Annotated in this window: 31 protein-coding genes; 24 read left to right on the top strand and 7 right to left on the bottom strand. The window is 48.3% G+C overall.

Annotation, left to right across the window (positions count from 1 at the left end; translation table 11 throughout):
- The first annotated feature begins 81 nt into the window (after positions 1–81).
- Positions 82–771 carry a transporter substrate-binding domain-containing protein gene (locus WG68_RS13600; protein WP_046558247.1) on the top strand — a complete coding sequence of 230 codons (690 nt, stop codon included), beginning with the start codon at positions 82–84 and terminating at the stop codon, positions 769–771.
- 28 nt (positions 772–799) lie between these two features.
- On the opposite strand, the gene WG68_RS19665 is transcribed toward WG68_RS13600, so the two are convergent.
- On the bottom strand, positions 800–967 hold the full coding sequence (locus tag WG68_RS19665) for a hypothetical protein (protein ID WP_161796369.1): 168 nt from the start codon (positions 965–967) through the stop codon (positions 800–802).
- A gap of 126 nt (positions 968–1,093) precedes the next feature.
- Here WG68_RS19665 and WG68_RS13590 point away from each other — a divergent pair, with 126 nt between their 5' ends.
- From WG68_RS13590 to WG68_RS13575, 4 genes are all read left to right on the top strand, one after another.
- Positions 1,094–1,354: a universal stress protein gene (locus WG68_RS13590; RefSeq protein ID WP_046558245.1), complete on the top strand. Its 261-nt coding sequence runs from the start codon at positions 1,094–1,096 to the stop codon at positions 1,352–1,354.
- Between the two features lie 82 nt (positions 1,355–1,436).
- Entirely contained in the window at positions 1,437–1,808 is a 372-nt protein-coding gene (locus WG68_RS13585; protein ID WP_046558244.1) for a VOC family protein, read from the top strand.
- Positions 1,809–1,821: 13 nt separating this feature from the next.
- Positions 1,822–2,529, top strand: coding sequence for a cupin domain-containing protein (locus WG68_RS13580; RefSeq protein ID WP_046558243.1), 708 nt, complete (start codon positions 1,822–1,824; stop codon positions 2,527–2,529).
- On the top strand, positions 2,526–2,780 hold the full coding sequence (locus WG68_RS13575; protein ID WP_046558242.1) for a TIGR03643 family protein: 255 nt from the start codon (positions 2,526–2,528) through the stop codon (positions 2,778–2,780). The genes WG68_RS13580 and WG68_RS13575 overlap by 4 nt, the downstream gene beginning before the upstream one ends.
- A gap of 8 nt (positions 2,781–2,788) precedes the next feature.
- On the opposite strand, the gene WG68_RS13570 is transcribed toward WG68_RS13575, so the two are convergent.
- On the bottom strand, positions 2,789–3,694 hold the full coding sequence (locus tag WG68_RS13570) for a substrate-binding periplasmic protein (protein ID WP_083981891.1): 906 nt from the start codon (positions 3,692–3,694) through the stop codon (positions 2,789–2,791).
- Positions 3,695–3,750: 56 nt separating this feature from the next.
- Positions 3,751–4,689 (bottom strand): glutaminase B, encoded by a 939-nt coding sequence (glsB, locus tag WG68_RS13565; RefSeq protein WP_046558241.1) that lies wholly within the window; start codon positions 4,687–4,689, stop codon positions 3,751–3,753.
- Positions 4,690–4,845: 156 nt separating this feature from the next.
- On the opposite strand from glsB, the gene WG68_RS13560 reads away from it, so the two are divergent.
- From WG68_RS13560 to WG68_RS13550, 3 genes are all read left to right on the top strand, one after another.
- Complete coding sequence (locus WG68_RS13560; protein WP_152663113.1) at positions 4,846–5,466, top strand: hypothetical protein; 621 nt, start codon at positions 4,846–4,848, stop codon at positions 5,464–5,466.
- Between the two features lie 61 nt (positions 5,467–5,527).
- The gene (locus WG68_RS13555; protein ID WP_052749100.1) at positions 5,528–6,499 is read left to right on the top strand and encodes a S41 family peptidase; all 972 of its coding nucleotides are present in this window, start codon (positions 5,528–5,530) and stop codon (positions 6,497–6,499) included.
- Between the two features lie 64 nt (positions 6,500–6,563).
- Positions 6,564–7,355 carry a hypothetical protein gene (locus WG68_RS13550; protein WP_046558239.1) on the top strand — a complete coding sequence of 264 codons (792 nt, stop codon included), beginning with the start codon at positions 6,564–6,566 and terminating at the stop codon, positions 7,353–7,355.
- On the opposite strand, the gene WG68_RS13545 is transcribed toward WG68_RS13550, so the two are convergent.
- On the bottom strand, positions 7,315–7,596 hold the full coding sequence (locus WG68_RS13545; protein WP_046558238.1) for a hypothetical protein: 282 nt from the start codon (positions 7,594–7,596) through the stop codon (positions 7,315–7,317). The two genes, WG68_RS13550 and WG68_RS13545, sit on opposite strands and share 41 nt — an antisense overlap.
- Positions 7,597–7,792: 196 nt before the next feature.
- On the opposite strand from WG68_RS13545, the gene WG68_RS13535 reads away from it, so the two are divergent.
- Entirely contained in the window at positions 7,793–8,299 is a 507-nt protein-coding gene (locus WG68_RS13535; protein ID WP_046558236.1) for a M48 metallopeptidase family protein, read from the top strand.
- Here WG68_RS13535 and WG68_RS19180 read toward each other — a convergent pair.
- Positions 8,296–9,411, bottom strand: a complete 1,116-nt coding sequence (locus tag WG68_RS19180; RefSeq protein WP_161796368.1) for a nuclease-related domain-containing protein — start codon at positions 9,409–9,411, stop codon at positions 8,296–8,298. The two genes, WG68_RS13535 and WG68_RS19180, sit on opposite strands and share 4 nt — an antisense overlap.
- Before the next feature lie 170 nt (positions 9,412–9,581).
- Between WG68_RS19180 and WG68_RS13525 the strand changes: the two genes are divergently transcribed.
- Positions 9,582–9,950: a DUF2237 family protein gene (locus tag WG68_RS13525; protein WP_046558235.1), complete on the top strand. Its 369-nt coding sequence runs from the start codon at positions 9,582–9,584 to the stop codon at positions 9,948–9,950.
- 52 nt (positions 9,951–10,002) lie between these two features.
- On the opposite strand, the gene WG68_RS13520 is transcribed toward WG68_RS13525, so the two are convergent.
- A complete protein-coding gene (locus tag WG68_RS13520) occupies positions 10,003–10,590 on the bottom strand; it encodes a hypothetical protein (protein WP_152663112.1) in 588 nt (195 codons plus the stop codon).
- Between the two features lie 144 nt (positions 10,591–10,734).
- Between WG68_RS13520 and WG68_RS13515 the strand changes: the two genes are divergently transcribed.
- The 11 genes from WG68_RS13515 to WG68_RS13470 all read left to right on the top strand — a co-directional run bounded on the left by WG68_RS13515 (position 10,735) and on the right by WG68_RS13470 (position 17,398).
- Complete coding sequence (locus WG68_RS13515; RefSeq protein WP_046558234.1) at positions 10,735–11,244, top strand: hypothetical protein; 510 nt, start codon at positions 10,735–10,737, stop codon at positions 11,242–11,244.
- 14 nt (positions 11,245–11,258) lie between these two features.
- Positions 11,259–11,504, top strand: a complete 246-nt coding sequence (locus WG68_RS13510) for a Rho-binding antiterminator (RefSeq protein ID WP_046558233.1) — start codon at positions 11,259–11,261, stop codon at positions 11,502–11,504.
- A gap of 93 nt (positions 11,505–11,597) precedes the next feature.
- The gene (locus WG68_RS13505; protein WP_046558232.1) at positions 11,598–12,308 is read left to right on the top strand and encodes a PepSY domain-containing protein; all 711 of its coding nucleotides are present in this window, start codon (positions 11,598–11,600) and stop codon (positions 12,306–12,308) included.
- Between the two features lie 699 nt (positions 12,309–13,007).
- Positions 13,008–13,598 carry a carboxymuconolactone decarboxylase family protein gene (locus WG68_RS13500; RefSeq protein ID WP_046558231.1) on the top strand — a complete coding sequence of 197 codons (591 nt, stop codon included), beginning with the start codon at positions 13,008–13,010 and terminating at the stop codon, positions 13,596–13,598.
- 129 nt (positions 13,599–13,727) lie between these two features.
- Positions 13,728–14,477 (top strand): substrate-binding periplasmic protein, encoded by a 750-nt coding sequence (locus WG68_RS13495; RefSeq protein ID WP_052749097.1) that lies wholly within the window; start codon positions 13,728–13,730, stop codon positions 14,475–14,477.
- Between the two features lie 13 nt (positions 14,478–14,490).
- Complete coding sequence (locus WG68_RS13490) at positions 14,491–14,799, top strand: Rho-binding antiterminator (protein ID WP_235357739.1); 309 nt, start codon at positions 14,491–14,493, stop codon at positions 14,797–14,799.
- Between the two features lie 162 nt (positions 14,800–14,961).
- Positions 14,962–15,717, top strand: coding sequence for a hypothetical protein (locus WG68_RS13485; protein WP_052749096.1), 756 nt, complete (start codon positions 14,962–14,964; stop codon positions 15,715–15,717).
- 3 nt (positions 15,718–15,720) lie between these two features.
- Positions 15,721–16,143: a DUF1240 domain-containing protein gene (locus WG68_RS13480; protein ID WP_046558229.1), complete on the top strand. Its 423-nt coding sequence runs from the start codon at positions 15,721–15,723 to the stop codon at positions 16,141–16,143.
- A complete protein-coding gene (locus tag WG68_RS13475; protein WP_046558228.1) occupies positions 16,128–16,556 on the top strand; it encodes a hypothetical protein in 429 nt (142 codons plus the stop codon). The genes WG68_RS13480 and WG68_RS13475 overlap by 16 nt, the downstream gene beginning before the upstream one ends.
- Positions 16,557–16,659: 103 nt before the next feature.
- Positions 16,660–16,818: a hypothetical protein gene (locus WG68_RS19725; RefSeq protein ID WP_162836469.1), complete on the top strand. Its 159-nt coding sequence runs from the start codon at positions 16,660–16,662 to the stop codon at positions 16,816–16,818.
- Positions 16,808–17,398, top strand: coding sequence for a Fic/DOC family protein (locus WG68_RS13470; RefSeq protein WP_046558227.1), 591 nt, complete (start codon positions 16,808–16,810; stop codon positions 17,396–17,398). The genes WG68_RS19725 and WG68_RS13470 overlap by 11 nt, the downstream gene beginning before the upstream one ends.
- A gap of 101 nt (positions 17,399–17,499) precedes the next feature.
- Here WG68_RS13470 and WG68_RS13465 read toward each other — a convergent pair whose 3' ends face one another.
- Entirely contained in the window at positions 17,500–17,730 is a 231-nt protein-coding gene (locus WG68_RS13465) for a type II toxin-antitoxin system CcdA family antitoxin (RefSeq protein WP_046558226.1), read from the bottom strand.
- A gap of 238 nt (positions 17,731–17,968) precedes the next feature.
- Here WG68_RS13465 and WG68_RS13460 point away from each other — a divergent pair, with 238 nt between their 5' ends.
- The 3 genes from WG68_RS13460 (at position 17,969) to WG68_RS13455 (ending at position 19,181) form a co-directional block, all read left to right on the top strand.
- Positions 17,969–18,211 carry a type II toxin-antitoxin system ParD family antitoxin gene (locus WG68_RS13460; protein WP_046558225.1) on the top strand — a complete coding sequence of 81 codons (243 nt, stop codon included), beginning with the start codon at positions 17,969–17,971 and terminating at the stop codon, positions 18,209–18,211.
- Positions 18,204–18,329 (top strand): hypothetical protein, encoded by a 126-nt coding sequence (locus WG68_RS19940; RefSeq protein ID WP_268753174.1) that lies wholly within the window; start codon positions 18,204–18,206, stop codon positions 18,327–18,329. Before WG68_RS13460 ends, WG68_RS19940 begins: the two co-directional genes overlap by 8 nt.
- A gap of 126 nt (positions 18,330–18,455) precedes the next feature.
- The gene (locus WG68_RS13455) at positions 18,456–19,181 is read left to right on the top strand and encodes an NYN domain-containing protein (RefSeq protein ID WP_083981890.1); all 726 of its coding nucleotides are present in this window, start codon (positions 18,456–18,458) and stop codon (positions 19,179–19,181) included.
- Positions 19,182–19,193: the final 12 nt, after the last annotated feature.

Below are 19,193 nucleotides of genomic sequence, written 5' to 3'. Positions count from 1 at the left end.
CAGTGGTATAATTTCCGCTGCCACATTGTTAACCGGGCGCTTTGCGGTAGTATGAAGATAGATTGTTTAGCAAGGCTAATTATGCGTACATTACTGCTTCTGCTGCTATCTCTGAGTGTACAGGCTAATGCAGACTTTGAAATTCGCCTGGGAGTACATAATTTTCCACCCTATTTCGTGATGACCGATAATGATAATTGCGGCGGCGAAGCTGTAGAATTAACCCGCAATATCCTGCAACAAGGGAATATCAGGCTTACTACGGTATGCGCGCCACCGGCCCGCTTATATAAAATGCTACAAAATGGTGAGGTAGACCTAACCATCAATATCAAACACACCCAGGCTCTACCGGCAAATATTAGTTTTATTCAAACGCCCTTTGCACAGCTGTCATTAATCTTACTGTCCAACAGTTCTGCTGCAGCACCAGATAAACCCACTATTGCTGCCATTCGTGGCTTTGATTATCACGGCCAACGTGAGGTTATGGCAGCTAAGGGTTTTAGTTTCATTGACTTACCAGACAGTATTAGCGCGGTAGAAATGTTTGTAAGAGACCGCAGCACCGCTCTTCTGACTTACCAGGCCCCCTTTGATCATTATTTGCAACAACACAAACTGTCTTTTGAAAAACATTACCAGTATAAGGTACTGGAACATATTGATGCCTACTATGTTATTTCAGAGCAATCACCACATAAGGTCTATATTACTGAAACGCTGAACCGGTATGCCAGCAGCGAACAGCTAAGTTACTTTGCTCACTAACAATTAATTTTACAGCATGATTGCATGGTTAAGGTACAGAGTCGTCTTGCCGCCTTGCGCCCTGCTGTTGCAGTGCAATGGTGGCCAGTTGCAAATTGCTACTTTTTATTGCCGGGAACGGCCCGGCCAGGGTATCGATCGAATCTGGGTGTTGGCCAACACTTTCGCGGCGTAACTGCAGTATGATCTGTACCATAATATCCTGACGATTGGTGAACAAATGTCGCTGCAAGGCACTCAGCACCTGCACGTGCTAAATAGCTATCAGACTGACGATTACAGCATGAAAATTCCCCATTAAATCAACAACGGCTTTACGCCATTGACCAACATCCAGCAGCAACACACCGAAAAACTGACACCTTATATCGAAGCCTATCACCTGGCTGCAGACGATGTTCATCTGAGTGGAGGCCTGCCCAATGACGAAGTACCAAAGGCCGTGCAGCATTTCCAATGCCAGCTGGCCATCATTGGCAACAGCCATCAACGCAATATCAGTTCTGTGCTGTTTGGTGATACAGCGCACTATTTAACCCGGCATACGCCCTGTGATGTGTTGATAGTGAAAACCATGAATTAAAGTAAAAACTAGTGCTCTGGTTAGGCTTGTTCTGCGTATACTTTGCTCAATGTAATTGTGAGTAAGTAACCGGAGTATTCTGATGATCAGCTATGTAACCTTAGGTGTAAATAACTTAACCAGCGCTAAAGCATTTTATGGCGAATTGCTGGCAGAGCTCGGCGGTAAAAACCTGCTGGATATGGGTCGCATTGCCTTTTTTGGGAAAAGCATGGCGCAGCCGATGTTGGCAGTGTGCGAGCCGTTTAACCAGCAAGCCGCTAACCCGGGCAATGGTAATATGGTGTCGTTTCAGCCAGGCTCTAAAGAAAAGGTTGATGCCCTTTATCACAAAGCCATTGCCCTTGGTGCCAGCTGTGATGGCGCACCGGGTCAGCGCATTGCCGGTAAGTTTTACGGTGCCTATATCAAAGACGCTGATGGCAATAAGCTGTGCTTCTGCCACTTTGGTTAAGGGTTAAGGGCTAATGCAGTTAAACAGCGACTTTAGCCAGCGGGCACTGATACTGCCTGCTGCGTACACATTTATTGATTCACCGTTAGCCGGGGTCAGCCGCATGATGCTGGACAGAGCCGGCGGCGAAGTGGCGCGTGCCACCAGTATCGTACGTTATGCTGCCGGTAGCGGCTACAGCGGCCACACCCATGATGGTGGCGAAGAAATACTGGTACTGGAAGGTATCTTCAGTGATGAGCATGGCGACTACCCGGCCGGCACTTATCTTAGAAATCCACCCGGCACATCGCATCAACCCTTTTCAGCAAACGGCTGCACCTTACTGGTGAAACTCTGGCAGTTTGCCGCCACAGATCAGCAGCAGCTGGTGTTAAATACCCGACAGCAACAATGGCGGCCTGGCCTGGTGCCAGGCTTGTCGGTATTGCCGCTACATGAGCACGATGGCGTGAGTACCGCACTGGTACGTTGGGCACCGCACACCCAGTTTAACCGCCATACCCATGTTGGCGGTGAAGAAATACTGGTATTGGAGGGCCTGTTTTGTGACGAGCAGGGCCAGTACCCGGCAGGCAGCTGGCTGCGAAGCCCGCGCTACAGTCAACATGCACCCTTTACAGGCGCAGAGGGCGCGCTTATTTATGTGAAGGTGGGGCATTTAGGCGCTGGTTTGCTGGGCGATAAATTTATAACCTCTGAGCAGGCTAACTCAATATGAGCATCACCCTCAATGCCGCTGACTTATCAAGAGTCATTGAAATGGCCTGGGAAGACAGAACGCCGTTTGAAGCTATTGAGCAGTTGTATGGCTTAACTGAACCAGCAGTGATTAAATTAATGCGCCGCGAACTCAAGCCCGGCTCGTTCCGGCTATGGCGAGCCCGGGTCAGCGGCCGCGCCACTAAACATCTTAAAATACGCAGCCCGGAAATAAACCGGGCTTATTGCCCAACGCAGTATAAACGTTAACACTTGGCTTAGGGCTGCGCTAAGCGGGCTTGCTCCAGTATCGCCGTGAGTTCTGCCCCAAGGTGCTGCTGTAAAATCTGCTGATAACGCTCGGTATTACGATAACCCTGGCCGGCATTAAAAAACTCGGCCATTAACCCTGCCCAATCGTTATTCAGCGGCATAATAATACCAAAAGTTTCACCGCTGTCGTTGGCTACCGGGTGGTGGCGTAGTGGCATACCTTGTTGCTGAGCGCGCCAGAGGTTATAGGCATCAACATAGCTATACCAGGCACCGGAGGCCACCAGTTCCAGCAATTGCTGGTTAGAACCAGTACGGCCAATCTCTATGCCAGGCTGATATTGATCCCGCAATGCCCTGATCCGCACTTCATGCAGAGTGCCACTAAATGCCAGTGGTTGCATGCCGGCAAAGCTGGTTGCTAATTGCTCAAGGTTTTGAAGTTCTGCGATGTCAGCATGGCTAATCAGCACGGCCACATTATTTAAATAGGCCGGCGAAAACTGCAGCTGCTGCGCCCTGGCCTCGGTAATAGTAACATTACCCAGACCAAACACCCCACCATCGGCCGCCACTATGCGCTGATAAAAGCGGGTCCAGTCGGTTTCCTCTACAAAATTCAGGCTTACCGCCAGTTGCCCAGAAGCATTAAGCCAGGCAGCAAAATCACGCATTATCTCTACCGTCACGCCAGTTAATTGCTGCTGCTTATTGGTGTAAGCAAAGCCCTCAGCCGCCACATACAAGACAGTAAGCTCGCCAGCGCCCTGAGCTTTAGCCTGTTGCAGGCTAGCGCCAACATCGGTTGGCGGCATAGCCAGCTGTTGCCCAGCTTGCTGCGGCACCGGCTTACAGCTCATCAGCAGCAGTGATAAACCAATAATAACAGTGCTAAGTAATTGCTTTAACATGAGTCCCTCAATGTAGTGAATATCGCTGTTGTTTTAACATAGCTTAGCCGGCAAGGTTAATACACCGATAAGCCCAGTTGCCCGGCCAGCTGGGTAATCATATGCATACCACGGCACGAGTTACCAAAATTGTTCAGCTTCGGGCTCCAGGCGGCAATTACCCCATAGTTGGGGACTATGGCGGCGATACCGCCACCCACACCGCTTTTCGCGGGCAAACCGACGGTAAAGGCAAATTCGCCAGATTGATCATACATGCCACTGGTGGATAAAATGGCATTTACCCGGTGCGCATCGCGCCGGCTGCAGATGCTTTGCTCATTAACCGGGTGTATACCGCGGTTGGCTAAAAACAGCAGGCTCAGCGCCAGCTGTTTACAGCTCATTTCAACCGAGCATTGATAAAAATAATGATCCAATACATCCGGCACTTCCGCTTCAATATTGCCAAAGCTTTTCATCAGGTAGGCCAGCGCTGCATTGCGGTTACCATGCTCTTTTTCGGAATGATACACCGCATTATCTACCCATATTTGTTCAGTCAGCGCCAGCCGGCGGATAAAGGTCAGCGCTGCTGCTTTGCTGGCCGAATAATGGCTAACCAACATATCAGCAACAACCAGCGCACCGGCGTTAATAAAGGGGTTACGCGGAATGCCATGCTCCCATTCCAACTGCACAATAGAGTTAAACGGCTGGCCGGATGGCTCCATATGCACCCGCTGCCACAAGCTATCACCTTTGCGGTTCATCGCCTGCACCAAACCAAATATTTTCGACACGCTTTGAATGGAAAAGGCGGTATCGGCATCACCTGCACTGTGCACCTGACCATCAATGGTGGCGACCGCCAGGCCAATCTGATCCGGTGCCACCGCAGCCAGTGCCGGAATATAATCCGCCACCTTGCCAGCGTCAGGTAACTGTTGCGCTTCATCCAGCAAACTTTGCAGTAACAACGATAAATTTGATGGTTGTTTGGGTGTGCCTTCCATAATGCTCTCAGCGGCCAGATAAAGGCAGATTGTCTCAGCTCAGCCGCTATTTGCCAACCACTGTAATGCTTGGCTTTGCAATGCCGGAAAATTACATTAAAGTAACATTATCAGTGCAGGCCAATGTTTGATGGCCAAACCTTAAAGGGACTTACCATGAAACAAAACCTACTTTGCTGTTTATTTTTCACCCTTGGCTGGTTAGCGGGCCTAATGCCTTTAGTCGCTATGGCCAACCAGGCGGCACCGATATTCAGTGCGTACCCCAACGCCAAACTGCGCTCTTCGCTGGCTCAGGAATACGAGCAGTACCGCATATTCTTAACAGCCGATGTTGCGACAACAGACGCCAGCCTGGTTACCGCTGGCAGCTTGCATCAGCATTTTTATATGATCAGCAACAGCTCCAGCCTGCAACTGTTTCAAAACTATCTTGCAGCTGCTGAGCAAGCCGGTTTCCAGGTACTTTTCCAGTGTCACACTGAACAATGTGGCAGCGCCAGACAAGCGAAAGCCCTGGGTGATACGCTGTCACCTGAAAATGCTGTTTACAACTATCACCGTAATCCCTATTACCTGGTGGTGAAGCGCGACAGCGATCAGGGCGCGCTTTATGCGGCATGGTTTATTGGTGCCTTTAAAGATGATGTGGCGGTGGTACAGGTGGTGTTGCAGGAAAAACCACTGCGCACTGGCCTTATCAATGTTGCAGCGGACAGGCACAACGCAACCGACAGGCACAACGCAACCTATTGTTTACTTTTGGGCGATAAATAGATAATTTCACAATAAATATCAACATTGTTAACTTGTACTCACCCAAAAAGGATCAAGCCTGATGATACTGGCGAAAAAACTATTGTTACTCTGCATAGCGCTGTTACTACTGTTATCCTGCTCCGGCGATTCTGACGATTCCGTAAGCAATAAAGCAGCAGTAACACAGTATCTTGATGAGTTTATTGGTATTTTGCAGGCTAATGCCGTTACTCGTTATCAGGTGAACTGGCCGCAGCTGGAAAGTGAAGTAAAAACCCTGGCCAATTCAGCCGGCACCATCCCGCAGGCGTTTCCGGCTATTCGTCGGGCCCTGGAAATTATTGATACCAACCATAGCTTCTACCGGCCCGCCAATGGCGCAGCCATCATTTATCCCTCTACTGTTTCTTGCATAGAAACGGTACTTAGTGATGTTGCCGAGCACGAAGATATTGGCTACATCCGGGTTGACGGCTTTTCGGGTACCTCAGCCGAAGCCACTGCCCTGGCGACGAACATCCAGCAACGTATCCGTGAGCAGGATCATGCCGGGATCAGAGGTTGGATCGTAGACTTACGCCATAACAGAGGCGGCAACATGTGGCCGATGATTGCCGGCCTCGGCCCGCTGCTTGGCAATGGGATAGCCGGGTATTTTATTAACCCTGATGAAGTACAAACAAGCTGGGGTTATGAAGATGGCGTTGCCTTTATATCCAGCCCCATAGTGACCGTCCAACCCTACTACGAACTGTTAGTGCCAGCGCAAAAAATTGCGGTATTAAGCAGCCGCCAGGTGGCCAGCTCAGGCGAAGCGGCGCTAATCGCGTTAAAAGGGCTGGCGCATAGCCGAGTATTTGGTAGCGACAGCTGTGGTTTATCAACATCAAACAGTTCTTTTCAGTTGTCCGATGGTGCCCAGCTGTTGCTGACCACCGCCACCATGGCAGATCGCCATCTCAATGCTTATGGCGGACAGGTAGCGGTCGACGAGCATGTTGCGCAGCAAAATGTGTTAGCGCAAGCCATGGCATGGATACTTGCGCCTTAGCCACATACAAATTGCAATGACAGGTGCGGTACCATTTTTAGCTGGCCGCAATCTGTATTAGCGGTTGCTGGTTGATTTTTGTACAAAAGCTGATTATGGTGAGGGCGACGTTTATGCCTACGGCGTTGATAACGATTCCTTTTACATTGCTACCGGCCACTGGCGCCGGCACGACGACCAGTTCTGCCTTAACCTGACGTACAAAAATTTTGATATTGTTACAGAGTTACCCTATACACCTGATGATCAGAATATGTGCAGTAAAATGCTTAGTGCCAGCGATGAGCAATTAAGCTTGCGCACTGACCAAGGCACGGTTGAAACACTGTATAAAATAAGCGATAAGCCCAACCATAGCATGTCGCCAGCCCCCAGCCACCTGGCTGACAATGTCAGCAAAATAAAACCCAAACTGTTAGCGCTGAATGCACCGCCAGGCAGGTTTGGGCTTTATCCGTTGCCACCTGAAATGGCGCCGGCCAGTGTCAGCTTTAATATGTCACTAACACCACTGTCGTCAGAAGATATTGATGTTACTGCCTATGCCCACGTACAGATAGGCGACCCGGATAATGACTATCTGCGGGTGTCATTGCTGCAACCCAAAGCAGCCGACACAGCGCTGCTGATGATTGAATATATCATGCCGGGTTATAAACCTTTTCGCAAAGCCCTGGCCAGTGACATTGCGCCAGGTCAGCCGGTATTAATCCATTTAGCCTGGCAACCAGACGGCACCACCACGGTCAGCTATAAAGATCAGACAGTGCAATACACCTTGCCGCTGGTGCAATGGCAAAGCTATTTTATGGCGTCTAATACGCAAGCAACCTTTCAGCGGCTACCGGATGAGTAGTCTTTTCAGCTTGCTGCTCTGTTTGCTGCAAACTTTGTGGAATGAGCGCCAGCCATTGCTGAATTAACTCATGTTCTGGCTGGCTGATAACGGCCATTAACGCATGGTGGCGGCCGCTGATGTTATGTACAGTTACCGTTGGCGATTGCCAGGGAGCGTAGTAGTCAAAAGGCGCAATAGGGTCGGTATCCGAAGCCAGGAGCAGCGTTGGTGCAGTAAAATACTGTTGGTACAAGCGCAAATCGGTTTGCTCAGTGCTTACGCCAGCCTGTTAGCAACATTAGAACGGATAACAATAGGCATGGGTTTAAGCCATGAGTAAACAATTTCGACAAAATGCACACTTCCTTGCGGTACAATAACGGCTGAGTTGAGCTTATTCAGAAACAGCGCTGAACTCAACACCTGCGGCAAACAAAAATAACCGGATATTAACAATGCAAGATCTGCTGTACCTGCGTAATTACCCTGCCACTTTGCAACAGCAAGTGCGTCAGTTGCTGGCTGATAACAAACTGGGCACGGTGTTACAACAGCGCTATCCTGAGCAAAATCATGCGGTGCAAACCGACAAAGCCCTGTACGCGTTAACTATTGATTTAAAACGGCAATGGCTGAAAAGCAGCGAGCCGCTTAGCAAAGTGGTGTTTGACCCGAAAATTCATGTCATTAACAATGCCCTGGGTACCCATACCCAAATCAGCCGGGTGCAGGGCGGCAAATTAAAAAGCAAAAATGAAATCAGGGTTGCCGCGCTGTTAAAGCAACTGCCGCTGCCGTTATTGCAAATGGTGGTGGTGCACGAACTGGCGCACTTGCGTGAAAAAGACCATAACAAAGCCTTTTATCAGCTCTGCCAGCATATAGAGCCGGCCTACCACCAATTAGAGCTGGATTTACGCTTATATCTTACCTGGCTTGAACACAGCAACCTTAAAGCTTAATTAGCTGTGCTGGCCTGACGCAGCAACGCGGCAAAACGGTTTAGCTGCTCATCGTCAAAACAGGGCTCTTCAAACTTCTTCAGGTAAGTAGAGGTTGTATCAACATAGGTCACATTGGCCGGCATTTCGGTTTTAAACTGTGCTACCCGGCTAAAAGCAATCACTGAATGCACATGCTGTGCTAATGGCGTGCCGTGTAACTCTAAGTGATATTTTACCGCTTCCATATTCTTAAAATTCTGATGTAACGGGTTCATAAACTGCTTTTTAGCCCCAAAATACTGCCGCAGCCAGTTGGCCTCAGCCACATCGCCAAAAATACTGCCGCGGTAACCTTTCACCATAATGACAAAAATGCCAAATGGGCTAAGCACCAGGTGATCAACCACCACCAGTTCCTCTTTAGCCGTCAGCAGTTTCAGTTTACGAAAATGCCGGTAGCCCCGCGCCAGGCGCCAGCGCAACAGCCGGTTTAATTTATACTCAGCAAAGATGCCTTTAAAGCCAGGCAAATTCAGGCCAAGCCAGTTTGTCAGTAGAAACACCGCCAGCAACAAGGCAAAGATGTTGGCAATAATTAATGGCAGGTAATTCAGGAATTGGCTGATCAGCTTGTCAACGCTAAATTCAGTGTCAGCGCTTGCAGCATCATCAATTTGTACTGATACACCGGCAGCCGGCACCACTATGCGCGATGGTTCACTAACGGTTGGTACAGCTACCTCAGCCGTAGCAGTGTCTGCGATTTCGGTAGCAAGCTCCGGTTCAACAGTCGGCTCAGCCAGCAGTAACTCTGCCACTTGCGCGGGCACGGCAATTTGTTCAGCTGGCAACTCGGGCTTGGCTTGCTGATTGCTACCGGAACTTTGCTGAGGTGCTGGCACCGTTGTTTCTGCAGGTACAGGCGCGGGCCGCGCGGTAGGCTCCCGCGGCACTACCGGGTTTGGCTTACGGCAATACCGTTCATACTCGTTCTTGGCATTTCGATAATTGCTGCTTTGTGGCTGATGGCTGAAACGCTGTATTTGCTGATCCAGCAAAATGCAGGCACCCTCCGTATATTGCTGCTGGGCAAACGCCTGAGCACACATAAGTAGTAACAGCGGTATCAAAAATCGCACCCAGTGCATAGCATGTCTCAAAAAAAGTGTTAACTGATGCTAGCAAGGTAATCATAATGCAGCAATAGCTGTTTTATCAGAAGGTAGGGAGCATAGACTTTCTTTACTGATTGATAATCCTGCTACCCTTAACATGCGTAACTCAAAATAAAGGTGTCAATATGACAGGGTTATCATTAAACGTTTTAGGTCAACCATTGCAGGCATGTTGTTTTTCGCCGACAACAGGCTATTTTCGTGATGGTTACTGTCGAACCAACGATCAGGATATTGGTAGCCATGTTATTTGCGCTGAACTGACAGATGCCTTTTTGCAATTCACGCTGGCTCAGGGCAACGACTTAATTACCCCCAAACCAGAGTGGAATTTCGCAGGCTTGAAAGCCGGTGATCATTGGTGTTTATGTGCTCTCCGCTGGCAGGAGGCAGAAGCTGCCGGCGTGGCTCCACCGGTTAAGCTAAGCGCTTGTCATGGAAAAGCACTTAAGTACATTGAGTTGTCGTTGCTACAACAATACGCAGCTGGCTAATTTAGTAAAATAAAACCAGATTTTTAATCTAAGCAAGGTACAACAACTCTCATTACTGATGGCCCCAGGGCGCGGGGGGTAACTCAGCTAACGGTTGGCTTAGATCAAAATCGATACGCCAGCTCCACTCTTCTCCTCTTACCGTGCCATAGGTGTAACGCACGCCGGGCTCAATTTCGATACGCCAGCCCCGAAAATAACCCGACTCGGCAGTTCTTTCTAACGATTGAAACTGCTGTCGGATAACCGTGCCAGCGCCAACAGAAAAGCCGCCATACATAGTCACTTTGTCGTCATCGCCTTGTTGGGTGCGATGATCATGTCTTAGTTCCAATTGTTCGGGGTGTTTGGTAATAATCCAGGTACGCGAACGGTTCCAGCTCTGGCTGGCTTCCAGCTCAATATGAAACGGCAACTTTAACTGGGTGTCACTGCACTCCCGAAAATGAACTATCAGTAACTCCGTGCCGGTTAGCATATCGTCCCCCTCCGGCTCCAGCGTTAGCTTACCGGGGTAGGCGTTGCCACACTGCTTACTTAATTGCTGAAAAAACTGTTCAAAGGGTTGGCTTGCCGGCGCATCGGCCTGTGCTGACAGGCTAAATAGCAGCATGCTGCTTAACAGCGTTATCATTTTCATTGGCTTTATTCCACGTTTGCTAAATGCATTAGCCCGCAACAGTAACCAAAATCAGCCACTGGCGGAAGTGATTATTTTTAGCTATAGCTATCAGCACACTGCTGGCGTTTTGCCAATGTTCGCCGGTTTCTAAAAGAGGTGGTTATGTATATCTCAAAATGGTTGCTGTCACTTTTTATCATTATGTTTTTACTACTATTAAGCTGGACTTGCGCTCTGGTGATGCAACGTAACCCCCTGCCCTTTCCTGATCCGGGTTCCCGTATTTTTTCTACTCCCTCGGCCGAAGCAAAAGCCGCGGTGGTAGCCCTGCTGGCCCAACACGGTATAGCTGAACGGTTCCGGGCTGATAGTGATGGAGTATTGCGCTCCATTATGTGGGACGGCACCATTATCAACCAGCCAACGGCCGCAGTGCTGCAAAAAGTTGGCGGTGCCACTGCCAGTATTGGCATAGTGGTAACTGATCCGGTGCAAAGTGCCGAACAAGCTGCCGCCTTTTTGCGCCAGCAGGGCTTTCAGGCTGAGGTGGTGCTGGATGTCGAACCCACCCTGCCCATCGCCTTTGTGGTAACCGATGCGTTAAGCGGCACGGTGCTGAATTTTCGCAAACATATTATCCACCTGCCCAAACCCGACAGCCTGAACAACTAACAACATGGGGTTTTATGCTTAACTGCAATTTACATGATTATGTGGAAATTGTCTGCCTGTACCGCTACCCATTATGCCTGACGCTGGTTTCGGGCGAACAAGTGTATGGTACCGCGCTGGACACCCGCTATAACAGCGCCCGCCAGGAATGTCTGGTGCTTAGCCACGCAGGAACAGAGCAGTGGGTAGGACTGGACGATATAACGTTGCTGGAAGTAACTGTACCAAACCCGCATGTGCAGCAGATTCGGTTTAAGTAATTCAATCCCTGGTCCGTTGCAACAATTTGTCGCTTTGCCATTGCTGGCACTTTATGCTGTGATAAGCCCATAGCTAACCTGAAAGAATATTCTATGTTGAAGTGGTGTCGGCGCCTGCATAACTGGCTTGGTTTAATCCTTGTTGTCCAAATATTACTGTGGTTTTTAAGTGGCCTGGTAATGGCCATACTGCCCATAGAGCAGATACGAGGCGAGCATTTACGCACTAGCCCCACTGCTGCCTGGCACGATGCGCAAGTTAGCCCGGCAACACTGCTGGCACAACATAGTGCAGCAGCCAGTTTTAGTCTGAGCCAGCAATTAAGCCTGAACGATAGCAAACTTGGCGCCATGCCAGTCTATGTTATTGATGACGCTAACCAGCGTTTTCGCTACAGCGCGGGCAGCGGCCAGATATTATCAGCCCTGGCCGAATCTGACATACGCGACTTAGCCCAGGCTCAATACTTGGGCAGTGGCCAACTACGCCATAGCCAGCTACTCAGCGAGCTGCCTCAAGAAGTAAAAAACTTAACGCCACCACTGTGGCAGGTACAGTTTGCTGATAGTGATAACACCACTTTTTATATCGAGCCAGCCACAGGTGCCATCGCCAGAGTAAGAACCTCTGGCTGGCGGCTGTTCGACTTTTTCTGGATGCTACACATTATGGATTATCAGGACCGCAGCAACTTTAACAACCCGCTGCTTATTAGCACCGCAGCGGCATCATTACTGTTCACCCTTACCGGTTTAATCATGCTGTGGCAGCGCTACCGGCCAAGGCTGAGACTGAGGGTTTGACACAAAAAATGTAGATCTCAGGCCCAGAACAGACGGTAGCTAAGTAAAAGCCACGAAAAGGAAAACGGCCAATAATGCATAGTTCATCCGTGATATAGCGGCATAGCAGCAAAGCTGCGGAGTATTTAATCGTTATCTGACCCTAATTTTCTTTAATCATTATCTGACCCTAATTTTCTAAAAGCTATATATGCGCTGAAAGTAAGCAGCGCAATTCAACTTTTAAGGTTTACCCCGAGCGCATCAGGGCTGAAGGGTCAGGTCTTGTCAGGCTGAAGGGTCACAGGCTGAAGGGTCACACAGGCTGAAGGGTCAGGTCTTGCTTTTTGACTTTTTGGGTGGATAGCAAAAGGCAAGACCTGACCCCGAAAGTGAGACCTGACCCCGAAAGTGCTGTGACCCCGAAAGTGACCCCGAAAGCGCTTGGCAGATACCGCAAGCTATTTAATATTTGGCCAGAACGCCAATCGTTATGTACGCGTGGGAGTGCTGGTATTCGGCTTGCCCGTGCGGGTTTATGGTCGTGCATCCGCACTGGGTTTAGCTTTGATAGTATGGCGATTAAACTTACTGCTTTGATTGCCATAAGCCTGATATTTCATTGCAACTTATTTTAAGAATTTAAACAAGACTTAGCGGCATCAACAGTAACAGGTGGTAAAGTAAAGCCAGGTAATCTTTTTGCAACAGGAATTTATTATGGCTTTTGTACCACCGCTAAGCCCAGACGCCAACCCTGAAGTAGCTGAACTAGCAAAATTTTTTAACGAGACCCTGGGATTTTGCCCCAACAGTGTGCTTACCATGAGCCACCGCCCCGCCATCGCCAAAGCTTTTATTCAACTTAATATGGCAGTCATGGCCAACGAAGGGCGGGTAAGCTCAGCGTTAAAACGATTAATTGCTTATATGTCTAGCCATGTTACTGGCTGCCGTTACTGCCAGGCCCATACCATCCGGGCAGCCGAACGCTACGGCGCAGTCGATGATCAACTGCAAAATATCTGGCAGTTTCGCACACATCCGGCGTTTAACGCTGCCGAACGCGCCGCGCTTGAACTGGCTATTGCCGCATCTTCCGTGCCTAACGCCGTTGACGAAACCATTCAGGACGAGATGCGAAAACATTGGAACGCCGGTGAAATTGTAGAAATTATGGGGGTTATTTCGTTATTTGGTTATTTAAACCGTTGGAATGATTCAATGGCCACAACACTGGAGGAAGGTGCGAATGCCTCAGGTGAAGCCCTACTGTCAGCCCAGGGCTGGAACCCTGGCAAACACGGCTAAACTGATTTTTATGGCTAATACCCTATTTTGCAGTGTAACGCCGCTAACCTAATTAGACATTATGTAAACGATTGGTTCTTAGTATATATTGATAACTTAAATGTGAGTTTATAGTGAGTGAACTGCACGATGAAACTACCGTTTTGTTTTTGTATTTTGCTGTCTTTTGGGCTGCTTGCCCAGGCTAAAGCTTATGCTTCAGCACAGGAATATCAGTTTTATACTGAGCATCTTCCCCCTTACAGCTTTATGCAACAAAACCAGTTAACGGGCATCAATGTTGAATTAGTAAAACTCCTTTGCCAGCGCGCAAAAATAACCTGCAATATTAGCCTGCTGCCCTGGCGCCGGGCTTTTGATATGGCGCAGCACAATGTTTATAGCGGGGTATTTTCTACTTCAAGAAACGCAGAAAGAGAAGCGCTGTTTAGCTGGGTCGGCCCCATTGCCAGTGAACCCGGGTATCTATTTCGTTTGAAAGGCCGCACCGAAGTTAACCCTGCTAATTTAGATGAGGCAAAAAACTATATTCTTGCCGTTTCGCGTGGTGATAGATTGGAAAGTTATTTTCAGAGCAAGGGGTTTCGCTATGGCAGCAATATGATGGGCTTTTCCACCCGCACCGAACCCATACCGCTTTTTTTTGCACATAAAGTCGATTTACTGTCTGGCTCTAAACGATCATTACGCAGCTGGATGCTAGAGCATAATATGCCTGCTGACACTGCTGAGCCGTTATTTTTATTAGCAGACATCGGTGCGCACTACCTTGCGCTCAACCCCCAATTCCCTGCCGATGTTGCACTGGCACTACAACGCGAATTAGACATTATCCACCAAAATGGTGAACTCACGGCTATATTGCAACGCTACCCATAATAGTGTGCTCAGCATGAGCCACCGGCCCGACAGCCTGGCTAAAGAGAGTATGAGTAACCAACCCACAGGAGTGGCAATGCTAAAATGCGATTTACATGATTATATTGAGATTGTCTGCCTGTACCGCTACCCTCTGTGCCTGACACTGGCCTCGGGCGAACAGGTGTATGCTACCGCGCTGGACACCCGCTATAACAGCGCCCGCCAGGAATGTCTGGTGCTTACCCACGCTGGAACAGAGCAATGGGTAGTATTGGAAGACATAACGCTGCTGGAAGTAACTGTACCAAACCCGCATGTGCAGCAGGTTCGGTTTAAGTAATTCAATCCCTGGTCCGTTGCAACTGAGCAGCGATACTGCAGCACTAAATCTGCCCCTGATTTAACTAATTTTACGTCGCCCGCCAAAAACAACACCAAACGTTTAACATAACGTTAATCTTGTGATAATTTACATTCCTTTTATTTGTAAAGGGAAATTACCATGGCGACCAATAGTACTATCGATATCAACAGAATGAACAGCGAGCGCAAAGAGCTTCACATACTTTCGATGGAGCAGTTTGCCGAGTTTGCCACCACATTAAGTACACATACCACTATGGATAATGCCCGGTTTTCAGCTGGCATTGCCTCACAGCTTAGTGATGTGCGGCTGGCAAACCAGCTTATTGACGAATTGGGTCTTACCGGGAAAGCTGTTATTAAAGAAGTGAATAACCGAAGCTATGTTATTTTAAAAGGATACCCTGGCTTAAGGGAAAAGCTTACAGGCACCCGCTATCTGGCCAGCAACCCGAAGGTAGTAGATTTAGCCATTGGCCACAAAAGAGTTGGCAACGCTATGGTAAATGGTGCCAGACTAAGTATTTTTATCGCCGTGCCGATGACAGTGCTGCAATTTCTGATCACTGAACAGAGCACATTGCTGCGACTGGTTGGTACTATAGCAACAGATTTAGTAAAAATTGGTCTTAGTACCCTTGTCGCTACTGGCGCGGCAATGGTCGCGGGTACCATCACTACCGTTGCCGCCGGACCTATCATCGCCGCTATCGGTTTTGGTATTGCCACTGCAGTGACACTTGAATATCTGGACAGAACCTTTGGCGTAACTGACGCTTTGGTGAACGCTATGGAAAAAGCAAAACAACGCACATTCGGTGAGCTGGCTCGTCAGATAGTGACTTTTGAACGTAATTATATTAACGACGCTATTCGTCGTATGCAGTTCAGATAATTTATGCATCCAGTATTAAAAGTCGCGTTAGTTGTGCTGTTCGAGGCACTGGCCATCGCCTTTGCCTTGTTCTTTTTCTGGCGTATACAACAACAACATGCAGCAATTGCACAATCAGCCTTAGTTGAAATACAAAGCGGCACAGCGTTTTTGTTACTGCCGCTTATTTTGCCATTGCTGCATTTAATGAGTGTTGTCGAAAAGCAGTTTGCTACGGGCGCTAAACAGGCAAAATTCCGTAAATTACAAAGTAAGCTTTTTATCTTTTTGGTGTTAGTGTTGCCCGGTTCAGGTTTTGTCATAAACCAGATGGTCGTCTCGAAGCTAAAACATCAGGGATATCAAGCCTGTGATATGGTGGCATTTCAAACCCGTTCCAGCTTTACAACTTACAGTAAGGACACCGCTTTATGTCCAAAACCCTGATCACGATACTCTTACTATTCACCACGGCAACACAGGCGAGCGCTACGCAGCTGGAACTGAGTTGCAGCGTTATTCCTTTGGATTATCCGGGTTTTAGTCTGGACAATATTCAGGAAAGCGCAATAACACTTGATGCTTCAGGTACCGCAGTTATGCCTTTGTTTAACGTAAAGGATCATACTTTTATCGTTGGCGTGAACCGCACAGATATTACCGACCAGCCAGTTATTCTAGACTTCTATCTGCAAATACAACCGCCCGCCCCGGCGGCACCGGTTAGAGCCTATAGCGCGTCTTATTTCAGCCCGGCTACAGGCAAACACCATGCCCGGCTGGAACTGCTGCATTATGCTGATAAAGCAGAGCCCTATCCGTCAGGCCAGTTGGTGTTTGAGTGCTGGCAGTATGAGTAACAGCGGTGGTTTTTAGCCCAGCTACAGATTTGCTGCGTACGCGCGGCAAAACTGGCAGTTATAGCACTATCGGAGTAAACTTTAGCCACAGTGTGGAGGAAATATGACTCAGCCTTATTCCAACAGCGTTAAAGAAAAACCGGTGAAGTTTATGCCGAAAAAGCAAAACTATGAAACCAGTCTGCAGTACGAAGGCATGGCACTGAAAAAAGAAGACGCTAATAAGACTATTGAGCAACTCCATAAAAAGTATGCGCGATAAATACGGCGTACTACACGATGTATATTGTTACGCCGACAGTGACGTATTAATAAACTTTTTAAATATCAAAGATGCAGATAAGCTTGCTGAAGCTGAGGCCGCTTTTAGCGCAGCGCGTTACCGAAACTACCAATCAGCAGTTACTTCATTGGGTCAGCTTACACTGGCCCACCTACAACAATTACATCACTACTTATTTCAAGATGTCTATTCCTGGGCAGGACAGCTGCGCACCGTCGATATAAGTAAGGGCACCACACGCTTTTGCAATTGCCAGCGTATTAAGCCGGAAGCCGACAAACTGATGTTACTAATTCCAGCACTTGCTCAGATTAACAACAAAGATGCTATGGCTGACGCGATGGCGGATTTATATTGTGAGCTGAACATGCTACACCCATTCCGTGACGGCAACGGCCGGGCGCAACGTTTCTTTTTTGAGGAAATGGCATTTCTGCTGGACTACGAAATTCTTTGGCCGCCTTTATTACAGCAGGATTGGGTCAAAGCCAACGTTGCGGGTGTAAACCTTGACTTGGGACCACTGCAACATATCTTCAGACAAGCATTAGTGCCTTAACTGCCAGTTGCCAATTCCATCACCAATTTAATTTTGACCTGCCCCTAAAATTCACCGTTAATCAAGGCCTGCTTTAATTCGCTGCCAATACTGTTGCAGCACTAAATCTGACCCAGCCTTTCAGCAAAGGTGCCATGCTCTGCAATTTGCTGGTTATAAGTTGCGATGGCATCAGCATTCTGTGCCCGCCATAACTCTGCTTTCGCCTGGCTTACAGCAGTACGCAATGCGTTTTCCAACACGACAGACGGGCTGATGTTTAATGACTTAGCCTCAGCCAGCAAAGCTGCATCAACTGAGGTATTACACGCCGCCTTGGTATTCTGGCCCATGGTAAGCTCCAAACTAGGTTAAATCGATTCACATTGCACAAAAGTATAGCGCAAATTTCTTGCGCATAATAACTGCGCATATAAAAGCTATATATGTGCTGAAAGTAAGCAGCGGCATTCAACTTTCAAGGCCTGACCCCAGCTTTGGCCCTAGGCTGCCCAGCTCAAAAAAGGCGCATTTGACTCGTCATACCTGCATGCTACACTTTGTGTTAACTATTCACACAGGGGTTAAACCATGGCCAGAACAACCAGTGTTACCATTGGGTCGCAACTGGACGACTTTATTAGTGAATTAATTACAACAGGTCGTTATGGCTCAACCAGCGAAGTAGTGCGCTCTGCCCTGCGGTTACTGGAGCGTCAGGAAAAACAAATGGCAGCATTGCGACAGGCCGTTGCCGCAGGCGAACAAAGTGGAGAAAGTGACTTAACGCTAAGCCAGATTGCCGCGCAGGTGAAGCAAAAACACCATGTATAAGCTGTCGAAACTTGCCGCAGAAGATTTTGCCGCTATTTACGAATATACCTTGCTCAACTTTGGCGTGCGTCAGCACCCGGATCCGTGTCTTACTGGCTCAGCACCCGCTACAAAGTAAAACCTTTGTTGACGGATCAAACTTCAGTTGCTAGCATTACCAGTATTCAACCCTGAGCAGTAAGCTTGCATCAACTATCTAGATGCTTGCCGAGCCTCGGGGTTTTTATATTTAAGGCAATCGGAAATGTCTACAGCCATACTGATCGATGGCGCGTTTTTTATTAAACGGATCCGCCATTTTGAGCCCCATAACTATTTTAATGCCCAACGCATAGCCGACTTGGCGGTGCGCTGTGCACTGCTACATTTAAAAGATGGCGAAAGAGCAGAACGTTCACTTTATCGCATTTTTTTCTATGACTGCGCCCCACTTGAAAAGAAGATGCACAACCCGGTTTCTCGTCTTGCAATTGATTTTTCAAAATCTGACGAAGCTAAATTTCGACTTGAACTTCATCAGCGACTGCTGAAAAAACGCAAACTAGCTTTACGGCTTGGCGAACTGTCGAAAGCTTCAGAATGGGTGATAAAACCATTGGTTGCTCAGTCGATATTAAAAGGCCAGCGAAACTTAGCAACGACGCCTTTATTAGATTCAGAGGTTGCTATCAGTACGCGTCAAAAAGGCGTAGATATGCGTATTGGTATTGACATAACTACCCTGACATTAAAGCAGCAGGTTAACCAAATTATCCTCATTGCCGGAGACTCTGATTTTGTACCCGCGGCAAAGTTAGCTCGCCGTGAAGGCGTCGATTTTATACTCGACCCAATGAGGCAACCCGTACCACCTAAGTTAAACGAGCATATTGACGGGCTGAGAAGTACGTATTATGCGCGGCAGAATGGTTCCACTCCCGAAAGTGGTGCTAACAACGTTAGCTCTGAAAATCCTCCTCCTGGAAAATAACTCTGCTTTAGA

This window comes from Arsukibacterium ikkense (assembly GCF_000987775.1).
In the GTDB taxonomy this organism is placed as follows: Bacteria; Pseudomonadota; Gammaproteobacteria; order Enterobacterales; family Alteromonadaceae; genus Alishewanella; species Alishewanella ikkense.
This window is presented reverse-complemented; position numbering and strand designations above follow the sequence as displayed.